At 56.1% G+C, this 15,971-nt stretch carries 15 protein-coding genes and 1 pseudogene; 11 read left to right on the top strand and 5 right to left on the bottom strand.

The features are described 5' to 3' along the window. Positions 1–6: 6 nt before the first annotated feature. Positions 7–378 (top strand): nuclear transport factor 2 family protein, encoded by a 372-nt coding sequence (locus tag N8E89_RS19635; RefSeq protein ID WP_262263360.1) that lies wholly within the window; start codon positions 7–9, stop codon positions 376–378. A 933-nt stretch (positions 379–1,311) separates the two neighbouring features. Here the strand turns inward: N8E89_RS19635 and N8E89_RS19630 are convergent. Beyond that, a complete protein-coding gene (locus N8E89_RS19630; RefSeq protein WP_262262879.1) occupies positions 1,312–2,382 on the bottom strand; it encodes a porin in 1,071 nt (356 codons plus the stop codon). Positions 2,383–2,822: 440 nt separating this feature from the next. Here N8E89_RS19630 and N8E89_RS19625 point away from each other — a divergent pair, with 440 nt between their 5' ends. Both N8E89_RS19625 and N8E89_RS19620 read left to right on the top strand, forming a co-directional pair. Next, positions 2,823–3,236 (top strand): DUF1552 domain-containing protein, encoded by a 414-nt coding sequence (locus N8E89_RS19625; protein ID WP_262262878.1) that lies wholly within the window; start codon positions 2,823–2,825, stop codon positions 3,234–3,236. 670 nt (positions 3,237–3,906) lie between these two features. Beyond that, positions 3,907–4,272 (top strand): calcium-binding protein, encoded by a 366-nt coding sequence (locus tag N8E89_RS19620; protein WP_262262877.1) that lies wholly within the window; start codon positions 3,907–3,909, stop codon positions 4,270–4,272. Here N8E89_RS19620 and N8E89_RS19615 read toward each other — a convergent pair. Then, positions 4,256–4,435, bottom strand: coding sequence for a hypothetical protein (locus tag N8E89_RS19615; RefSeq protein WP_262262876.1), 180 nt, complete (start codon positions 4,433–4,435; stop codon positions 4,256–4,258). The two genes, N8E89_RS19620 and N8E89_RS19615, sit on opposite strands and share 17 nt — an antisense overlap. A gap of 181 nt (positions 4,436–4,616) precedes the next feature. On the opposite strand from N8E89_RS19615, the gene N8E89_RS19610 reads away from it, so the two are divergent. The 7 genes and pseudogenes from N8E89_RS19610 to N8E89_RS19580 all read left to right on the top strand — a co-directional run. Next, positions 4,617–5,009 carry a calcium-binding protein gene (locus N8E89_RS19610; protein ID WP_262262875.1) on the top strand — a complete coding sequence of 131 codons (393 nt, stop codon included), beginning with the start codon at positions 4,617–4,619 and terminating at the stop codon, positions 5,007–5,009. Positions 5,010–5,034: 25 nt separating this feature from the next. Continuing rightward, positions 5,035–5,169, top strand: a complete 135-nt coding sequence (locus tag N8E89_RS19605) for a hypothetical protein (RefSeq protein WP_262263359.1) — start codon at positions 5,035–5,037, stop codon at positions 5,167–5,169. After that, positions 5,129–5,428 (top strand): calcium-binding protein, encoded by a 300-nt coding sequence (locus N8E89_RS19600; protein ID WP_262263358.1) that lies wholly within the window; start codon positions 5,129–5,131, stop codon positions 5,426–5,428. The genes N8E89_RS19605 and N8E89_RS19600 overlap by 41 nt, the downstream gene beginning before the upstream one ends. Continuing rightward, a complete protein-coding gene (locus tag N8E89_RS19595; protein ID WP_262262874.1) occupies positions 5,395–5,607 on the top strand; it encodes a hypothetical protein in 213 nt (70 codons plus the stop codon). Before N8E89_RS19600 ends, N8E89_RS19595 begins: the two co-directional genes overlap by 34 nt. A gap of 1,292 nt (positions 5,608–6,899) precedes the next feature. Continuing rightward, positions 6,900–7,211, top strand: a complete 312-nt coding sequence (locus N8E89_RS19590; RefSeq protein ID WP_262262873.1) for a hypothetical protein — start codon at positions 6,900–6,902, stop codon at positions 7,209–7,211. A 21-nt stretch (positions 7,212–7,232) separates the two neighbouring features. Beyond that, on the top strand, positions 7,233–10,190 hold the full coding sequence (locus N8E89_RS19585; RefSeq protein WP_262262872.1) for a PAS domain-containing protein: 2,958 nt from the start codon (positions 7,233–7,235) through the stop codon (positions 10,188–10,190). A gap of 409 nt (positions 10,191–10,599) precedes the next feature. Further along, positions 10,600–10,734, top strand: a pseudogene (locus N8E89_RS19580) (5-deoxy-glucuronate isomerase); the annotation flags it as partial. Positions 10,735–10,844: 110 nt separating this feature from the next. On the opposite strand, the gene N8E89_RS19575 reads toward N8E89_RS19580, so the two are convergent. From N8E89_RS19575 to N8E89_RS19565, 3 genes are read right to left on the bottom strand one after another with little or no spacing between them, the layout of a single operon-like run. After that, entirely contained in the window at positions 10,845–11,921 is a 1,077-nt protein-coding gene (locus N8E89_RS19575) for a lipocalin-like domain-containing protein (RefSeq protein ID WP_262262871.1), read from the bottom strand. After that, positions 11,911–14,319: an ABC transporter permease gene (locus tag N8E89_RS19570; protein WP_262262870.1), complete on the bottom strand. Its 2,409-nt coding sequence runs from the start codon at positions 14,317–14,319 to the stop codon at positions 11,911–11,913. The genes N8E89_RS19575 and N8E89_RS19570 overlap by 11 nt, the downstream gene beginning before the upstream one ends. Then, on the bottom strand, positions 14,319–14,975 hold the full coding sequence (locus N8E89_RS19565) for an ABC transporter ATP-binding protein (RefSeq protein WP_410010432.1): 657 nt from the start codon (positions 14,973–14,975) through the stop codon (positions 14,319–14,321). The genes N8E89_RS19570 and N8E89_RS19565 overlap by 1 nt, the downstream gene beginning before the upstream one ends. A 404-nt stretch (positions 14,976–15,379) precedes the next feature. Between N8E89_RS19565 and N8E89_RS19560 the strand changes: the two genes are divergently transcribed. Next, a complete protein-coding gene (locus N8E89_RS19560; protein WP_262262868.1) occupies positions 15,380–15,730 on the top strand; it encodes a hypothetical protein in 351 nt (116 codons plus the stop codon). The last annotated feature ends 241 nt before the right edge of the window (positions 15,731–15,971 follow it).

Here is a 15,971-nt window from a genome sequence, read left to right as displayed (position 1 = left end):
GTGACCATGACGAATGAATTAACGATCGACATGTTGGAAGGGCAACTGAGGGCGGCCACGCTGGCAGGTGATGTCCAGGCGCTGGATGCGCTGATCGCTGATGATGTCACCTTCATCGATCACCTCGGCAGGAGAGTGGGCAAGCTTGAAGAACTTGAGGCCCATCGGACAGGGATCTTGAAGCTGGAGGAATTGGACGTCTATGACCGCGTTATAAATCTGCTGGACAATGCCGCCTCGGTTTCCCTGCGCGCAAGAGTTAGCGGCACATATTATGGTGAAATGTTCGCGGCAAAAATTGCCTATACGAGAATTTGGGTTTGCCGCCAGGATGTTTGGAGAGTGATTGCAGTGCACTATTCCATGGTTACAATGTGAATCTTCTTCTGAACCCCGCCTCAGTCAATCAATCCTGCCCGAGTATTGATGCTTACGTCAGACGCGATGTGAGAGCGTGCAAGAGGTAAACCAAGTCGAATTGGGTCTATGCGATTGTCGGAGTTTGGCTCCATTTCCGTATAGCATCGGACGAGTGCGCTTTCCACAGCGCTCCTGCTTTCGCTTTGAGCCGCTCAATGAGCAGGCAACCAATTCTGGGAGCCCCGGGAGACTTGCGACCAAACCAGCAACTGACTTGGTTGTCTCCGCTAGTCCAGTTGCGCGGCCCCGCCGCTTGCGCGCTGGTGCAGAGCAAATAGGGCACAAGGGCGCTACGGCAACGAGACGCTTGTTCACGCACCCCTCAAGTCTATGCGCCTTCGGTTAGGACAGGTATAAAGATTGTCAGCTATCACCACTGCCTCCGTTCAGGTCTCTCCCGAACGCTTCCCAAGCCCTTGCAGCCGGAATGCATGTAGGTAATGCTGGAATAGACCGGTTGGGGCTTCTCCATGTGTTCGGGATAGCTTGGCGGGACGGTGCTTCACCCATAGTCATCGCGGCGACGTAGGAGCAAAAACGCAGCCGGTTCGTATCTTTCTGTAATGTCTCGGCGAACATGGACGGGATGCATTTGTCAGGCGCAATCCAGTTGATCGGTATCACCAATTTACCGAAACATTCGGCGCCGCGCGTGGCATGACATCCGACCAGATTGACTGGCGCGACGTAGCAACCCTCCCAACGAGAAACGGTGAGCCGTGAGGCTCACCGTCTGTCAACAATGATGCGACTGGAGATCTCATCATCGCGTCGGCGCCGCAGTCCTTCTACGACACCGGCGACACTTTAGTTGTATCTAAAAATATCGATTAGTCAAAAAAAATCCGGGAGCCTAAGCCCCCGGACTTCGTAACCCCATCCCCTAAAGGATTAGAAGTTACGCTGGAAGCGGATGATACCGCCGAATGCGTCGTCTTCTACACCGCGGTCGTCGCCGAAGGAGGTGTAAGCGATTTCAGGAGTGATTACGAAACCAGGAACCAGCTCGTAAGCTACGTTCAAAGCAGCAGCAACCGTGCCTTCGTCTTCGTAAGCAACCTGGCCGTTGATCGTGGCCTGTTCGGTAACCTTGAAGGAAGCGCCACCCCAAACAGCCCAATCGCCGTTCCATGCACCGTAGAACTGGGTCGGTTCGCCCTCTTGGAAGTCAGACTGATAGCCGCCCATTACGAAAGCGGAAATCGTGTCGGTGAACTTCACGTCCAAACGCAGCTTGCCAGCGAATTCTTCGTCAAGTGCATCGTAACCAGCAACAGCGGAGATTGCGCCCCAACCCTGCTCGAACTTCGCACCAGCAACAACGTGTGGCATGTAGTCGTCAATGATGTGATCCGAGTCACCCTGTTCCAGACCGACCGTGGCCGAGAAGCCATTGCCGCCAGCAAAAGTGTAGCTGATCTGGTTTGTACGCCCGCCACCGTAATCGATGACATCATCGAAGATCACGTTACCAGCAGAACCGGTCCATGTGTCGAACTGCGAGTCCGTCACACCAACGCGGAAGCCGCCGAGTTCGATGTAGCCATGAGCCAGCGTTTCGCTCTGGTCAGCAAACGAAGCGAAATCGCCATCGCCGTCGAAGTCGTCTTCACGGCCTGCATCATAGTCGAAACGGGTTTCGATGTACGAACGCAGTGTGCCGAGTTCTGTTTCCGAACGAGCGTCGAAACGGAGCGTTGCACGAGTGTGCTTGCGCCAGGTCTCGCTGTCGAAGCCAGTGTAGGGATCATCGCCGGCCTGTGCGTCGTAACGCAGATAGCCGCTGATCTTCAGGCAGGTTTCGGTGCCTGGGATGTAGAAGAAGCCCGCGCCGTATGCATCGCAAACGCGAACGTATTCAACTGGTTCTGGTTCTGCAACAACTACTGCGTCTGCAGCACGTGCCCCCGAGACTGCAACCAGGGCTGCAGCGGAGCCGAGAAGAAGGCTCTTAATGTTCATTGTTGATCTCTCCAATATGTGTCGTGTTGACCAACACTGTTTAATCCAATTTTATCGACATGGGCAATCGCCAAGTCTTGTTGCGGTAACGCTTGCCGCCTTGGTGTTGCCATTTTATCACGAAACGGGCATCCATTAACCGCTTGTTAGTGGTAAGTCCTTGGAATTGGTAAGATTTTGGTAACTTTTGGTGCTGTTCACGGTCCCAACACTGGCCCCAAGTAAGGCGAATCTAAGAATGTGGTCATTGAATCCGGTGTGGATAAGCCAAGACATTCTCGCAGTGCGCGAGTTTACACGAGCCGTCGCCAAAGCAACTAGGTGGAGAGATTCGCTGCCTGATCCGGCAGAGCATCCATGCTTTGTAATGGCGTTTGAACGATGCTCAGGTGAGGTCCCCGATCTATTCATGCGATCTCGATGGTGACGGACGGTTCGTAGTGTCGCTGGCAAAGGGCATGCTTGCCGTGAATGGCCGGGGTTGGCTCGCCGAGACCGAACGCTATGGCGAAATGGTTGCGGCCGCCAAAAAGTTCGTGTTGGCATTATCAACGCCAACTGACCAGAAGCGCTTGCCGAACTCTAAATTGGCACTCGTAAACCAGTTCGTTGAGATGTGGCGCACGTTGGATACTGATCTAGAGCCGAAAGCAGCTTTTGAGATCCATCGGATGTTTGGTTCAACCAGAGAGGCTGCCGAGCTCCTTAAGCAGGTGCGGCTACAGCACTCTCCATATATATATAAAGAGTACAACCGGTTTCAGCAGCTCGATGAATATCTCACTTCACGTCCAGACCGCTTCCTACGCGAGGTTTCTCCGATCGCCGGTAACAAGCTCTGGACCGTGAAGTAAGTGCCGAACGAAAAAAGAGGGTGAGATCACATCCCACCGTCAATTCAATGAGCCCAAATTGCAACGGGAATGCGGTGTCGGGACTCAGCCGAACTAGATTCGGCGATGTAAAACGACGATCTTCGAAATAGTTCCCGTAAGTGAGGCTTGGCCCTCATTGCGTCTTGGAATCAGATGGCCAATAGGCGTCACTCGAAGTTTTGATTATTCCGTTCTCTTGTTCACGCGTTCCGGTGGAATTGCGGAACACGGCACCCCTGACGCCAGCGACTCGAACACCTTGTCAAAGGCCGTGTATGACGAGATGCCCATGACATGCCCCGCTATTCGTCTACATCGCAGGACGGAGCCCGGCGTCCCGATCGCCCGCTCGTAGACTTTGACTTCGTCGAAGAGTGACGCCAGAACAACAGTTAAGCCGCGATCACTATTCGGTCGGCTCTCGGGGAGGCGAATTTAGCGCAGAGCAACGTTTCATCAGATGCGCGAAGTAAAAATATCTTTCGTGGAAAGGTCGCGGTTTAAACTCATATTCTATTTTTGTGTTGTTTTTAAATTTGAAGTATAATCGAATTACATGAAATTAAAAGTATTTCAAAGTGTTACATAGCAACTTATATAAAAACAAAACTCCTTATAGTTTTTCTAAATATCTGGGAGGATAAGTGCAATGGCATCAATCGTCGGCACGGTCGCGAGCGATAATCTGCACGGGACGGACGAGAATGACCATATCTGGGGTCTCGACGACAGCGACATCATGGATGGCGCTGCAGGGAATGATCGCCTTGACGGCGGGGCAGGCAACGATGTCCTGACGAGCTCGAGCGGCTATGACGAGCTTGACGGCGCCGATGGCGATGACCGGTTTGTGCTCACCGGAACGGGCGGCGCGGCGCACGGCGGAGCCGGTGTCGATACGCTCGCCGTTCATCTTTCATCGACGATTGCCTCGGTCAGGTTCAACGGCCTTAACGGCCATGGCTTCATCGGCGACCCGTCGCGGCCGGCAATCATATTTACTTCCGCGACGTAGAGCGGCTGGAACTGACGACGGGAGTGGCAATGACACTGTTCAGGGTGACATGGGTGACGACGTAATCTCGACCGGAGATGGGGTGGCGTGGGATCACATCATCGACTTTGACGCGGGCGATGGCGACGTGATTGAGATCAGCCGGTTCGATATAGCCGATCACAACGCCTTTCTTTCGGTTTCGCATGATACCGAGGACGGCGCTTATGTCAGCTTGAAGGCGAGACTGACGGTATCCTCATCGAAGGTGTCACGCTCGCGGACCTTTCGGCCGATGACATCGTGTTCACTTGAGACATTGACAGCGGATATAACGGTCCGCAGAACCAGCAAGGGGTGGTGATATGGCAAAAATTGTCGGTACCAGTGCGAACGATACGCTGCTCGGAACAGATGAGCGCGACAATATTTGGGGTCTCGGCGGCAATGACACCATGGATGGCAGCGGGGGAAATGATTTCCTCTATGGCGGCGCAGGCAATGACGTTCTGACGAGTTCCGACGATTTTGACCGGCTTGATGGTGGCGACGGCGATGACCGGCTGGTATTTAGCGGCGAGAGTGTCGCCCTATATGGTGGAGCGGTAGACGGCGGCGAGGGAAACGATTCCCTTGTTATTGATGCGTCGACATCGCCTTACGCGCTTCATCTGAATTTCGGTGCCGGGCACGCCATGGTCGGCACATTCGGTGTCGGCATTTACTCGCGGCATAGAGCGGCTGGATCTGACACTTAGCAATGCCAATGAAGACATCCGAGGCATGGGTGCGGGCGATGATATCATACGCGCCGGTGGTGGCCATGACAGTGTGGATGCCGGTGCTGGCGATGACACGCTCTGGGGCGGAACGAGATATCCTCTCGGGTCAAACCGGCAACGATGTTCTTTACGGTGAGGATGGCTCCGATAGGCTGTTTGGCGGTGTCGGTTATGATTTACTGTCTGGCGGCAAGGATAATGATGAGCTGCGGGGTAATGAAGGTAACGACATCCTCACCGGCGGCGCCAACAAGGATACGCTTGTTGGGGGAAGTGGAGCCGATACTCTGGAGGGGGCACGGGCGCCGACACATTCGTTTGGTTTGACTATGAAATACCTTCCAACAACGGCATTGATCGCATGGTCGATTTTGACACCGCTGGCGGCGACGTGATCAGATTCGGCAATTACGTGTCGAATGGCGCCGGTTTTGAAGACTTCGACAGCTTTATTGCCGCCTCGCAGGACACCGCGGCCGGTGTTTACGTCAGTTTTGCCGGTGACACGAACGGTATTCTCATCGAGGACATCTCGTTTGCTGATTTGTCAGCGGACGACCTTGTTTTCATATAATGGTGCAAGACCGTCAGGACCAAATACAGAGATATATTTGCATCAGGTGATGTTTCCCGTCATCGGACTTGTTCATCGTGGATACTTGCCGAGCATGGGGAGACGAGGCCACAGTCCTTGACCTTATCCGAGGGCGCTATCCTGGCCGCAGCGAAAGTTCGGCGCCGCCATCGCCGACCATTCCGATCGCGTGGCTGCGGAGGCTGTCTACAAGGTGGTCACGGGTGGGGTATGGCGCGGGCCAGTTTGGCATATGACAATCAGAGTGCGGCCGCGGGTTTGCACTGATCGGCAGTATATATGCGGGCGTATTTTTTCTCCATGGTTGTGCGGGCGCGCAAAGCCCACGATTCATAGATCAAAATGGCTACCTGCCCACAGGTTTCGTTATCAACGAATTCGTAGTATCCTAGAAAGTTGAGGAGAAAATTCGCACGCGTTTAAGCGTGGGGGGTGGCCATGATTTTCACAGATTGCCATCGCATTTTCCTGGCAATCTCCGACATTGTCGGAGGAAGTATCCTTCGACGTTGTCATCAGGGTGACTTCTGAGCAGAATATGAAAACAGGAGCAGCAATGCTGCCTGCGTATTTGCGTACATCGTGGATCTATCGGAGCGGACTGTCTGTAAGTGGTCTTACGGAGCGCTAAGTTGTGTCTAGATGCGTGGAAATTCAATCGATTAGAGTAGAAGTAGGCGTGACCCGGCCCGAAAATCCGATCTTCGACATTAATCGAAGGAGGCGCGGCTAATTATCGACGCCCATGTGACACCCACAGACATCGACAAGATGCATCCGGCAAGAAGCGCGTGTTGCTGACGGTCTACCGGCGGAGATGAACGCTAGAGACACTCCTTTGATACAGGACAACACCGCTGTCAGGGCCACCTGCCAGGCGCTTTCGCCAATATTGAAATGCGACGCCGCGTAGCATGGGTCCATTGAAAGTGGCATCGACGACGTCGGCCTAAGGGGGGTAGCCCAGGACTCAATCAATCGGGCAGCGCCGCGCGCAAAATAATGGAGGAACCAATGAAACCCGTTAACCCAAACATGGTCGCTGCACCCACCGCAACGATGACGCTGGTCAAAGCCGCAATTCTCGCGGGAGTGCTCGTGGCCTTTGCCCCTGGAATCGTCCTTGGACAGGCGATCGAAAAAGAAGGGGACGACACCCTATGTGACACATTTCATTTTCCGGCCTTTGATGAACATCGACATTGCCGACCTCGGTACAGCCACCTCGCTCGAGGCGGTCGGTACCACCGAAAACATGAAGGGAGAAAAAGATGTTCGACAAGATGTCGGCACATTGTACAGCGCTGAGTGTTGCGTCAGGCGAGAAGAAATATATCGATGGTGCCTGCGTGCTGGCCGACAACGACGGCGACAAGATTTTTTCGACCTTTGACACGCGCGACGTCGACAAGTCACAGCCGGAGATGGGTTGTGGCACGCATATCATCACCGGCGGCAGCGGCAAGTACAAGGGAATTACCGGGAGTGAACCCTTTGCCTGCATAGCAATGCCGGCATTGTCTGGTCCCGGTGGCTACACTGCGATGGACATCCCGCATAACACGACCTGGGAAATCAAATAATAGGAGCCCAATTACACCGTCATGACCGCGAAGGAATACGCCAAGAACGCGACGGCGGCTCTGCTTCATATTCTGCCGATCCCGTTGGATGAGTTCGATGATGATGGCACCGCCGCAATTATTGAGCAGGCCATAAAAGAGGCTACGCGTGAGCGCGGCAGAAAGGTCGCCCAACAATTGGAGGCGGCGCAGGCGGCAGCGCAGCAGCGGTTGGAGCGGCTGCTGAGTTCGTCACCTGCCGTGATCTACAGCTTCAAGGCGACCGGTGATTTCGCGCCCACGTTCGTCAGTGAAAACATCAGAACGGTTTTCGGCTACGCGCCGGACGAGTACCTCGAGAATCCGTCATTTTGGCGCGACCGGGTTCACGCCGACGATCTTGCTCGCGTCGAGGAGGCGATTTCAAAATTCTTCCAAAATGGTACTCACACGGTGGAGTATCGCTTCCGCCGCAAGGATGGCTCCTATTGCTGGGTAAATGACGAGCAGCAATTGATCCGTGACAAGAAGGGCCAGCTACTGGAGATCGTCGGATCATGGAGCGATATCACAGCACGCAAGGCAGCAGAGGAAGCCAAGGCGGCAGCCCATACTCGCCTGTCCCGGTTGCTGGTGAGTTCGCCGGCTGTGATCTATAGCTACAAGGCGACGGGAGACTTTGCACCGACATTTGTCAGTGACAACATTCAGGCCATGTTGGGCTATGAACCTCGCGAGTACCTCCAAAATGCAGATTTCTGGCGGCGCTGTGTTCACCCTGACGAGCTCGCCGCGGTGGAAGCGGAGTCGGTCGAATTGTTTATGAAGGGACGTCATACGGTCGAGTACCGCTTTCTCAAGAAGGACGGCACCTGGTGCTGGGTGAATGATGAACAGCACCTGGTCCGCAATGCGGACGGCCAGCCATTGGAGATTGTTGGGTCGTGGAGCGACATTACAGAACGCAAGCGGGCCGAAGAAGCCGTGGCGGCGGCCCAGGCGCGCGTCGAATATCTTCTCACGTGTGTGCCGGCTGTGATTTACAGCTTCAAAGCAACGGGTGACTACTGGCCGACCTTCATCAGTCCCAACGTCAAGGACCTTCTCGGCTATGAGCGTGAGGAGTATCTCGAGAGCCCAGATTTCTGGCGCAACCGTGTGCACCCGGGGGACCTGCCGCGCGTCGAGAATGACTATGCGAGGCTTTTCGAGGAAGGGCGTATCGCCAATGAGTACCGGTTCCGCAAGAAGGACGGCAACTACTGCTGGATCAGCGACGATCTGCAGCTGCAGCGCAACGCTGAAGGTGATCCGATCGAAGTGGTCGGTGCGTGGAACGACATTACGTCCCGCAAGCAAATCAGCGAAGCACTGGTCGCTGCCCAGGACCGTCTCGTACGCGTGTTGTCGTCTGCGCCTGCGGTGATCTACAGCTTCAAGGCGACCGGCGACTACGCGCCGATCATTATCAGCGAGAATATCAAGAGCCTGCTTGGATATGAGCCATGCGAGTACCTTGAACACGCCGATTTCTGGCGTGACCGGGTACACCCCGACGACTTGGCCTGGGTGGAATCCGAATCCGTCCACTTGTACAAAAAGGGCCGCCATACCGTCGAGTATCGATTTCGTAAGAAGGACGGGACCTATTGCTGGGTGAACGACGAACAGCAATTGGTCCGCGACAAGGATGGCCAGCCCCTTGAAGTCATCGGGTCGTGGAGCGACGTGACCGCACGCAAGCACGCGGAGATCGATTCCCTTCGCAGCGAGCAACGCCTGACGGACGCGATAGAATCAATCTCGGAGGGGTTTTCGCTGTATGACGCGGAGGACCACCTTATTGTCTGCAACAGCGCCTATGGTGAACTCCTCTATCCGGGTCTGGGCACGCCAGCGCCCGGTACGCCGTATGAAAAGCTGATTCGCAATGCAGCAGAACAAGGTCTTGTAAAGGACGCGAAAGGACGGGTTGAGGAGTGGATCGCCGAGCGACTTGCCAGACACAGGCAACCCGGCCCGCCCCATGTGCAGCAGCGCGCCAATGGCCGCTGGATTCAAATCAACGAGCGCAAGACGACAGAGGGCGGAATCGTTGCTGTCTATACCAACATCACACAACTCAAGCGGGCCGAAGAAAAGATCCGCAAGGCCAAGTCGAGGGTTGAGCGAGCCAATGCACTCGTTACCGAGAAGAACCGGACGCTTGTGACGCTGTCGAACAAACTCTCGAAATATCTGTCGCCCCAGGTCTATTCATCGATTTTCGCCGGCACACAAGACGTAAGAATAGCCTCAAGTCGCAAGAAGCTCACCATATTCTTTTCTGACATCGCCGATTTCACCGAGACAACAGATGATCTGGAGTCGGAGGAACTGACGGCCATGCTCAACCACTATCTGACCGAGATGACGAAGATTGCTCTGGCGCACGGAGCGACCGTAGACAAGTACATTGGCGATGCAATCCTGGCGTTCTTTGGCGATCCTGAGACGAGGGGTGTCAAGGAAGATGCAATGGCTTGCGTCAACATGGCAATCGCGATGCAGCGACGGATGTGGGACTTGCAGACAGAATGGCGCGACAAGGGACTGCAGAAGCCCTTCCAGCTGCGGATCGGCATCAACACGGGTTATTGCACCGTCGGTAATTTCGGCAGTGAAGACCGCATGGAGTACACCATCATCGGCAGTGAAGTGAACCTGGCGTCCAGGCTGCAGTCCCATGCCAAGCTCGGCGGCATTCTTATGAGCCATGCGACTTATTCTTTGGTCAAGGACAGGGTTGTAGCCGAGGAACGCGAACCGATACGCGCCAAAGGCATAGCCAAGCCAGTGCGAAATTACCAGGTGCTCGAGCGGATCGATGACATGATCGGACATGGCAAAGCGATCCGGGAAGAGCAAGACGGGCTGAGAATCTTCCTCGACCTGCAAAAGCTGGACAAGAAAAGTGCTCTCCAGACGCTGGAGGGGATAATTGCGCGGCTGAAAACCTGATTTAACGTGGATCGCAATCGCTCGCCCAAAGTATTGGTCGATATGCGTTGCAGCTGACTGGCGGCCTAAGGAGAGGAACCCTCGCAGAGCGCATAGCATGGCGAGCGCATCCGGTAGGCTGTCACATTATCCTTCAGCCGGACAGATCACTTATTGTAGATCGACGCAACAAAACTTCCGAATGATTTGGCAGAAACTTCGTCCAAATGCTTTCCGGAGTCAGGATGTCAACGGGACGATTCTCTGTTCGATTGATGCGGCATCCCTACGCTCAATTAAGCGCAGCATCACATCACTCAGTTCCTGTGCTCAATCCTTTGCGGGTGTTTCGGTCCGATGTCAGAACAAACGATCCGTATCGTCCTCTGCTCGTCCAGCGGCAACTTACGCAAAGCCCGCAATACGCTACGGGCTTCTCGAAGAGACCATGGTGGTGAAGGATAACGACGTCGTGCTGGTGCCGCGAGGGCACCACCCCTGCGGCGCACCTTATGATTTTGAGATGTACTATCTCAATGTGATGGCCGGTCCGCTGCGCAAGTGACGGTTCATTCCCGCGCCTGAGGTCGAGTGGATCATGGAGCGAGATGCAAAATGATCAACCATGCACTCAATCAGAAGACGGGCCGCCACACGACGGCGAGCTGAATAGGATCAGTAACCGGTCATTTCGAGGTATCCCCGACCCGTATGGGAGCCTTTGAAGCTTATTGGACCTTCCCAATAGGGCGTTCGCGTCCCCATCCACGCCTCGCGGTTGAGCGCGGTCGCGGTAATATTGAGATTGCGAGATGGCAATTCGATGCGCCATGCAACCGGGATAGTGCGACCGGCCACACGCGCGGTGTCGAGCGGCGTAAGCTTCAGTGTCCCTGGAGGTAGCGGCGTCGGCTCTCCTTCTGCGGAAATCCATGTTGTGGATGTAAATCCACTACCGCCATCCCGCAGGCGAAAGCCCATCAGCTTTTCGCCGCTGTCGAGATGCAAAGAGAACCAGTCCCATCCGGTCTGATCTGCTGCCAACGGCTGTGACGACCATTCCCGGTCTAGCCACGCTTGCCCAGTGACGGCAACCTCGCCTTCCGGCAGATCAAGTTTACCCTCGACGGAGTAAAAAGGCTGCGAGTAATAATAGCTTGCCTGCCCTTTTGCGGATTTCACGGAGTAGCCGTTCTGGCCCTGCAGAACGAGCGGACCGGTTGCGCGAAGCCTTAGATCGTAGCGAAACTTCGCACCAGCAGCCTTGAGGCCGATATTTGACAACCCGTCTTGTTGGCCGCCAACCAGGCTTTGCATGTGCCAGTCGTCGATCCAGGCCGCAAAGGGCGAGGCGGTCACGCCGGCCTGGCCGACGCCACCACGGGCGAGGCGCTCGGCGACGTATTGCTGCCTTTGCGTCGTCAACGCCGCGTGGCCCATCCAGACCTGCGGGCTCGACCAGCCGGTCTTTTCGCCCGGTGCAAGTGCTGAGCGAAAGAGCGTCCATTGTACGCCATACTCCGTGCCGTCGGCGGATTTCAGGTTTGCCGTCAGATACCACCACTCGATTCGATAATTCGGATGCGACCCGTGATCGACCGAAAAGTTCAACGCGATCCCGGGCTGTGGAACTGCAAATCCCTCCGCGGTCGTTCCAAGGCCGGCAAATCCCTGAGCACTAGCCGCGTCGCCGAAAGCGTTGCAAAGCATAATTACGGCAGAGAGTGCCGACAGCAAAGATCTAGCGTTCATTGGCGAAGACCTTCAGAAGATCGGTGGGCGTAACCCGCGCGAGACGCCAAAGAGGGATCAGCGCCGACAGCAGCGCGGCGGCAAGCGCGCTCGCCCCAAGCCGCAGCCAGTCGGCCGGGAACAAATGCATCGGCAGCCGCCATCCAAATGCCTCGACATTGACGATCGCGAGCAGTACCCAGGCAAGCCCGATGCCGACCGGTAGGGCCGCAAGCAGGGTAATGACCACGAGCACCATGGCTCGTGCCAATTCAAGAAGGACCAATTGCCGCCGCGTCAATCCCATCGCCCAGGCTGGTGCCAACTGCGGCAGCCGCATCCCCGACAGGGTCATCAGGCTTGCAAACATCGCCAGGCCCGCTACCCCAAGGGTCAGCACATTCAGCGCCGCGGTCACAGCAAACGTCTGTTCGAAAATTTGAATAGACCGGCGTTTGAGACTCGCCTGATCAACCACGTTTTGCTCAGGAAGATTGAACTGCTTGCGCAGCTCGCTGCGCACTCCGGCAACCTTTGCGTGGGCCATTCGCAGACCGTAGCGAAGCCGGGGTACGTCCGGATAGTGCGATGTCAAGGCAGCTATGCCGACGATAACCTGTCCGGTCGGATTGCCATAGTCCGAATAAACTCCCGCGATTACCGTCGTCCAGCCGCCGGGGAGGATGAGAGGATCGCCGATGTTCAGATGATCGCGGCGCGAGAGCTGCTCATTGACCAAAGCGGCCTCGCCGCGGGCCACACGATCCCAAACGTCGGACGTCGCCTGCAACAGGGGCCAGTTGTCGCGATAGGTCGCATCATCGGCTACGCCGAAGATCTGCACTGGCTGTCCTTGGACGTCGCCTTCGACATTCCAGACCGGGAGGATTGCGTCTACCCTAGGTGTGAGCCATTCGCGAAGGGCGGTAGCTTCAGTCTCGGTTCGTGCCGTGACGTAGAGTTCGGCGGCCAGTCGCTGATCGAGCCAGCCGGTAAACGTCAAGCGGAAGCTTGACACCATCGTTCCCACGCCGACATTTGCAGACAATGCTAGCAAGAGTGCCATCAGCGCCAGCGAAAGGCCGGGCAATTGCTGGCGTGTATCCGCCCAGAACCACGCCGTCACAGGTCTCACCGACCATCGCTGCATGAAGAGGAGGAACAGCGCGAGGAGGACCGGTAACATGAGCGCCGCTCCCAGGAGCAGGCCGCCGAGGATGAAAAACCCGGCGATCAGCCCGGTACTCCAACGAGCGAGCGCAAGCGTCAAAGCAAAAAGCGTAATCGCGGCAATCGCCTGGATGCGAAACGTACCTTCCGACGCCCGCCCCCATGCACGCGGTTGTGCCGGTGCCAACACAGGCATGCGCCAAATGCGCCAGAGACTTTGGGCGGCCGACAAAAGTGTTCCGAAAACAGCAATGCCCAGTCCCGTCGCCCACCATGTCGGACGCAACGTCAGCACTCCCGGAATACTGGCGCCATAGAGACCTTGCAGGGTGGCGGCGACTCCCGGCAGAAGAAGCGATGCGACGAGATAGCCGAGCGTCACCCCGGCGACGCCTGCCACCAGTGCCAGCATGATCAGTTCCGTCAGCAAAAGACCCGTCAGCGATCGCGTCGACAGACCGAGCGAGCGCAGCGTCCGGAAGGTTGAGCGGCGCTGTTCGAAGGCTAGCCCGATCGCGGAATAGACCATGAACAACCCGACCGCGAAGGCCAGAAAGCCGAACGCGGTCAGGTTCAAGTGAAAGCTGTCGGTCAGTCTCGCCAAATCGCCCTCGGGATCCGGTTTCTTCAGCGTCAGGTGCGGCGCAGTCCTCGCAAGCATGGCACGATCGACAGGTTGGTCCGGCGAGACGATCAGGCGGCTGATCTGGCCGGGCTTTCCGAGCAGGGACTGGGCTATCCCGATATCGGTGATTGCAATGCCCGGCAGCAGGTCTTTTGCGATCCGCAATGGCGGCGTTTGCTGGCCTGCCAGCTGTTCTACCGTGCCCGGCGAAACATAGAGCAGCCCCGGTGGGGTGATGAACGGCAAAAGACTATCGCCTCCTGCCAGATCCACCTGCTGCGCTTCGTGCGGCAAGCTCACAGGTTCGATGCCGAAGACGTGCAGCCGCACGGCGCCGAGACGCAGCTGACCCTCCAGGACCGGAGACACCAGCCAGCCAGCCCGGCGGAGATCGACAAAGACCTGCTGCGGGATCGTTTCCCCGTCCGCCGATACCAATTGTTCGAGGCGATCCTGTCCCAGCATCGACGCTGCACGATTGTAGCTGGCCCGCGCCTCAGCATTGATCGCCTGAACACCTGACCAGAGGGCGGTCGCCAGAGAGAGACCCATGAGCAGCATCGCCAGTTGCATCGGTCGCCGGCGCCAATGGGAAAGCAAGGCGGACATGCTCGCATAAAACATCAGGCGATCCGCCCGGCGTGAAGGTGCACCCGTGCATCGAGCCGTTCGGCAAGTCGTGTCGAATGGGTCACCATTAATAAAGCTGTCCCGGTCTGCACCACCAGTTCCAGCATCAGCGCCAGCACCGCATCACCGGTCGCCTCGTCCAGATTGCCCGTCGGCTCGTCGGCCAGCACAAGCTTCGGACGCGCTGCCAGCGTTCGCCCGATCGCCACCCTTTGCTGCTGGCCGACGGAGAGCTGTTCGGGGTAGCGCTTCAACAGGGCTTCAAGCCCAAGCTGCTCGACCAATTCCGATTGCCAAGCCGAATTGTAGCGCCCGGCAAGGCGCGCGTGAAAGGAAAGATTGGCCGCTACATCAAGTGAAGGGATCAGGTTGAACTGTTGAAACACCAGTCCGACCACGCCGCGCCGTAAGGCGGCGCGGCCAACGTCGTTCAGCTGCGAGATATCCTGACCGGCGATTTCGATGCGGCCGGAGTCCGGATGGTCCAACCCTGCCGCCAGGTGCAAAAGAGTGCTTTTGCCGCTGCCTGACTCTCCGGTCATAGCAAGGGTTCGGCCGACTTCAAGCCCGAGATCAACCTCGCGCAGGACCTCCAACGGCCCTTCTGCTGTCCGATAGGATTTACTCACTTTTTGAAGCGCGATGAGCATTGGCTCCTTCGTGGTCATGTCACCACGCAGATGTTTAACGACTGATCTAATCGTCCCTCGAACGAATAAAAGCGATACAGGAAATTTGGCGCATGTTCGGGTGACCTGCATCGGTTGACTACGTCGCATATGATAGCCGGGAACTATAAGAGCGAATAGAAACGATTACAGTACAAAATATCGTGGAGGTTAGGAGCTGGTGATGCAGTGGTTGTTGACGTTCGAGTTGATAGGCCCAGCAAAGAGCTATATCACTGCGGCATTGAATTTTGGATCGTTGAACTTTGTTTTAGACGTTAGGTTCGCGGGTGCAGAATTCGTATGTGAAATTTGAGGTTCCATGCTACGAATAGCGTCTCGCGCGAAAATCATGCGCTCTTGTCCGTCAAAGAACGGACACCATCATGCAAATCCCCAATTGGACCAAGCCCGCTGTAACAGGTGCGGTCGCTGGCGCTATTGCCATGGCTATTGTGGGATTCAGTTGGGGTGGCTGGGTCACTGGCGGCAGTTCCCGGAAATTTGCGAGCGAACAATCGGTTTCTGCTATTGCGCTGGCACTGACGCCCTATTGTCTCGAGCGCTCGAAGAGCGACCCGAAATCAGTGGAAATCCTTGCGGAACTGAAGGCGGCTTCCTCCTATAGCCGCCGCGCAATTATCGAAAAGACGGGGTGGGCCACCGCACTTGGTACAGACAAACCAAATACAGACCTTGCACAGGCATGCCAGCTTGAACTTAGCAAACCTGTCTGAAGGTGTGGGGGGCAACACCACCCCCATTCCAACCGTCGACGAGTGAGAAATTAGCTTAGGCCCATCCCGGGTCCATGGCTCGTTGACCGTCCCCCGCAAACAATGACTGAAGGCAACCTATGAAAATCCGGCTAAGAATTACAAACCATCCCAGTGGACGGAAAACGTTGGATGAAAAGAGGGGCGACAAATCTTACGAGCTTAAGTTCAGTCGATTTAATGCTGATGACTTTCAGAGAGA

Source organism: Phyllobacterium sp. A18/5-2, from assembly GCF_025452215.1.
GTDB lineage: Bacteria > Pseudomonadota > Alphaproteobacteria > Rhizobiales > Rhizobiaceae > Phyllobacterium > Phyllobacterium sophorae.
This window is presented reverse-complemented; position numbering and strand designations above follow the sequence as displayed.

Coding starts and splice junctions, on each gene's coding strand:
- N8E89_RS19595 (WP_262262874.1), top strand. CDS start 5,395: ATGGTCGATTTTGACACCGCTGGCGGCGACGTGATCAGATTCGGCAAT.
- N8E89_RS19575 (WP_262262871.1), bottom strand. CDS start 11,921: ATGAACGCTAGATCTTTGCTGTCGGCACTCTCTGCCGTAATTATGCTT.
- N8E89_RS19610 (WP_262262875.1), top strand. CDS start 4,617: ATGGCAAAAATTGTCGGTACCAGTGCGAACGATACGCTGCTCGGAACA.
- N8E89_RS19565 (WP_410010432.1), bottom strand. CDS start 14,975: ATGCTCATCGCGCTTCAAAAAGTGAGTAAATCCTATCGGACAGCAGAA.
- N8E89_RS19570 (WP_262262870.1), bottom strand. CDS start 14,319: ATGTTTTATGCGAGCATGTCCGCCTTGCTTTCCCATTGGCGCCGGCGA.
- N8E89_RS19590 (WP_262262873.1), top strand. CDS start 6,900: ATGTTCGACAAGATGTCGGCACATTGTACAGCGCTGAGTGTTGCGTCA.
- N8E89_RS19560 (WP_262262868.1), top strand. CDS start 15,380: ATGCAAATCCCCAATTGGACCAAGCCCGCTGTAACAGGTGCGGTCGCT.
- N8E89_RS19635 (WP_262263360.1), top strand. CDS start 7: ATGACGAATGAATTAACGATCGACATGTTGGAAGGGCAACTGAGGGCG.
- N8E89_RS19620 (WP_262262877.1), top strand. CDS start 3,907: ATGGCATCAATCGTCGGCACGGTCGCGAGCGATAATCTGCACGGGACG.
- N8E89_RS19630 (WP_262262879.1), bottom strand. CDS start 2,382: ATGAACATTAAGAGCCTTCTTCTCGGCTCCGCTGCAGCCCTGGTTGCA.
- N8E89_RS19585 (WP_262262872.1), top strand. CDS start 7,233: ATGACCGCGAAGGAATACGCCAAGAACGCGACGGCGGCTCTGCTTCAT.
- N8E89_RS19605 (WP_262263359.1), top strand. CDS start 5,035: ATGGGTGCGGGCGATGATATCATACGCGCCGGTGGTGGCCATGACAGT.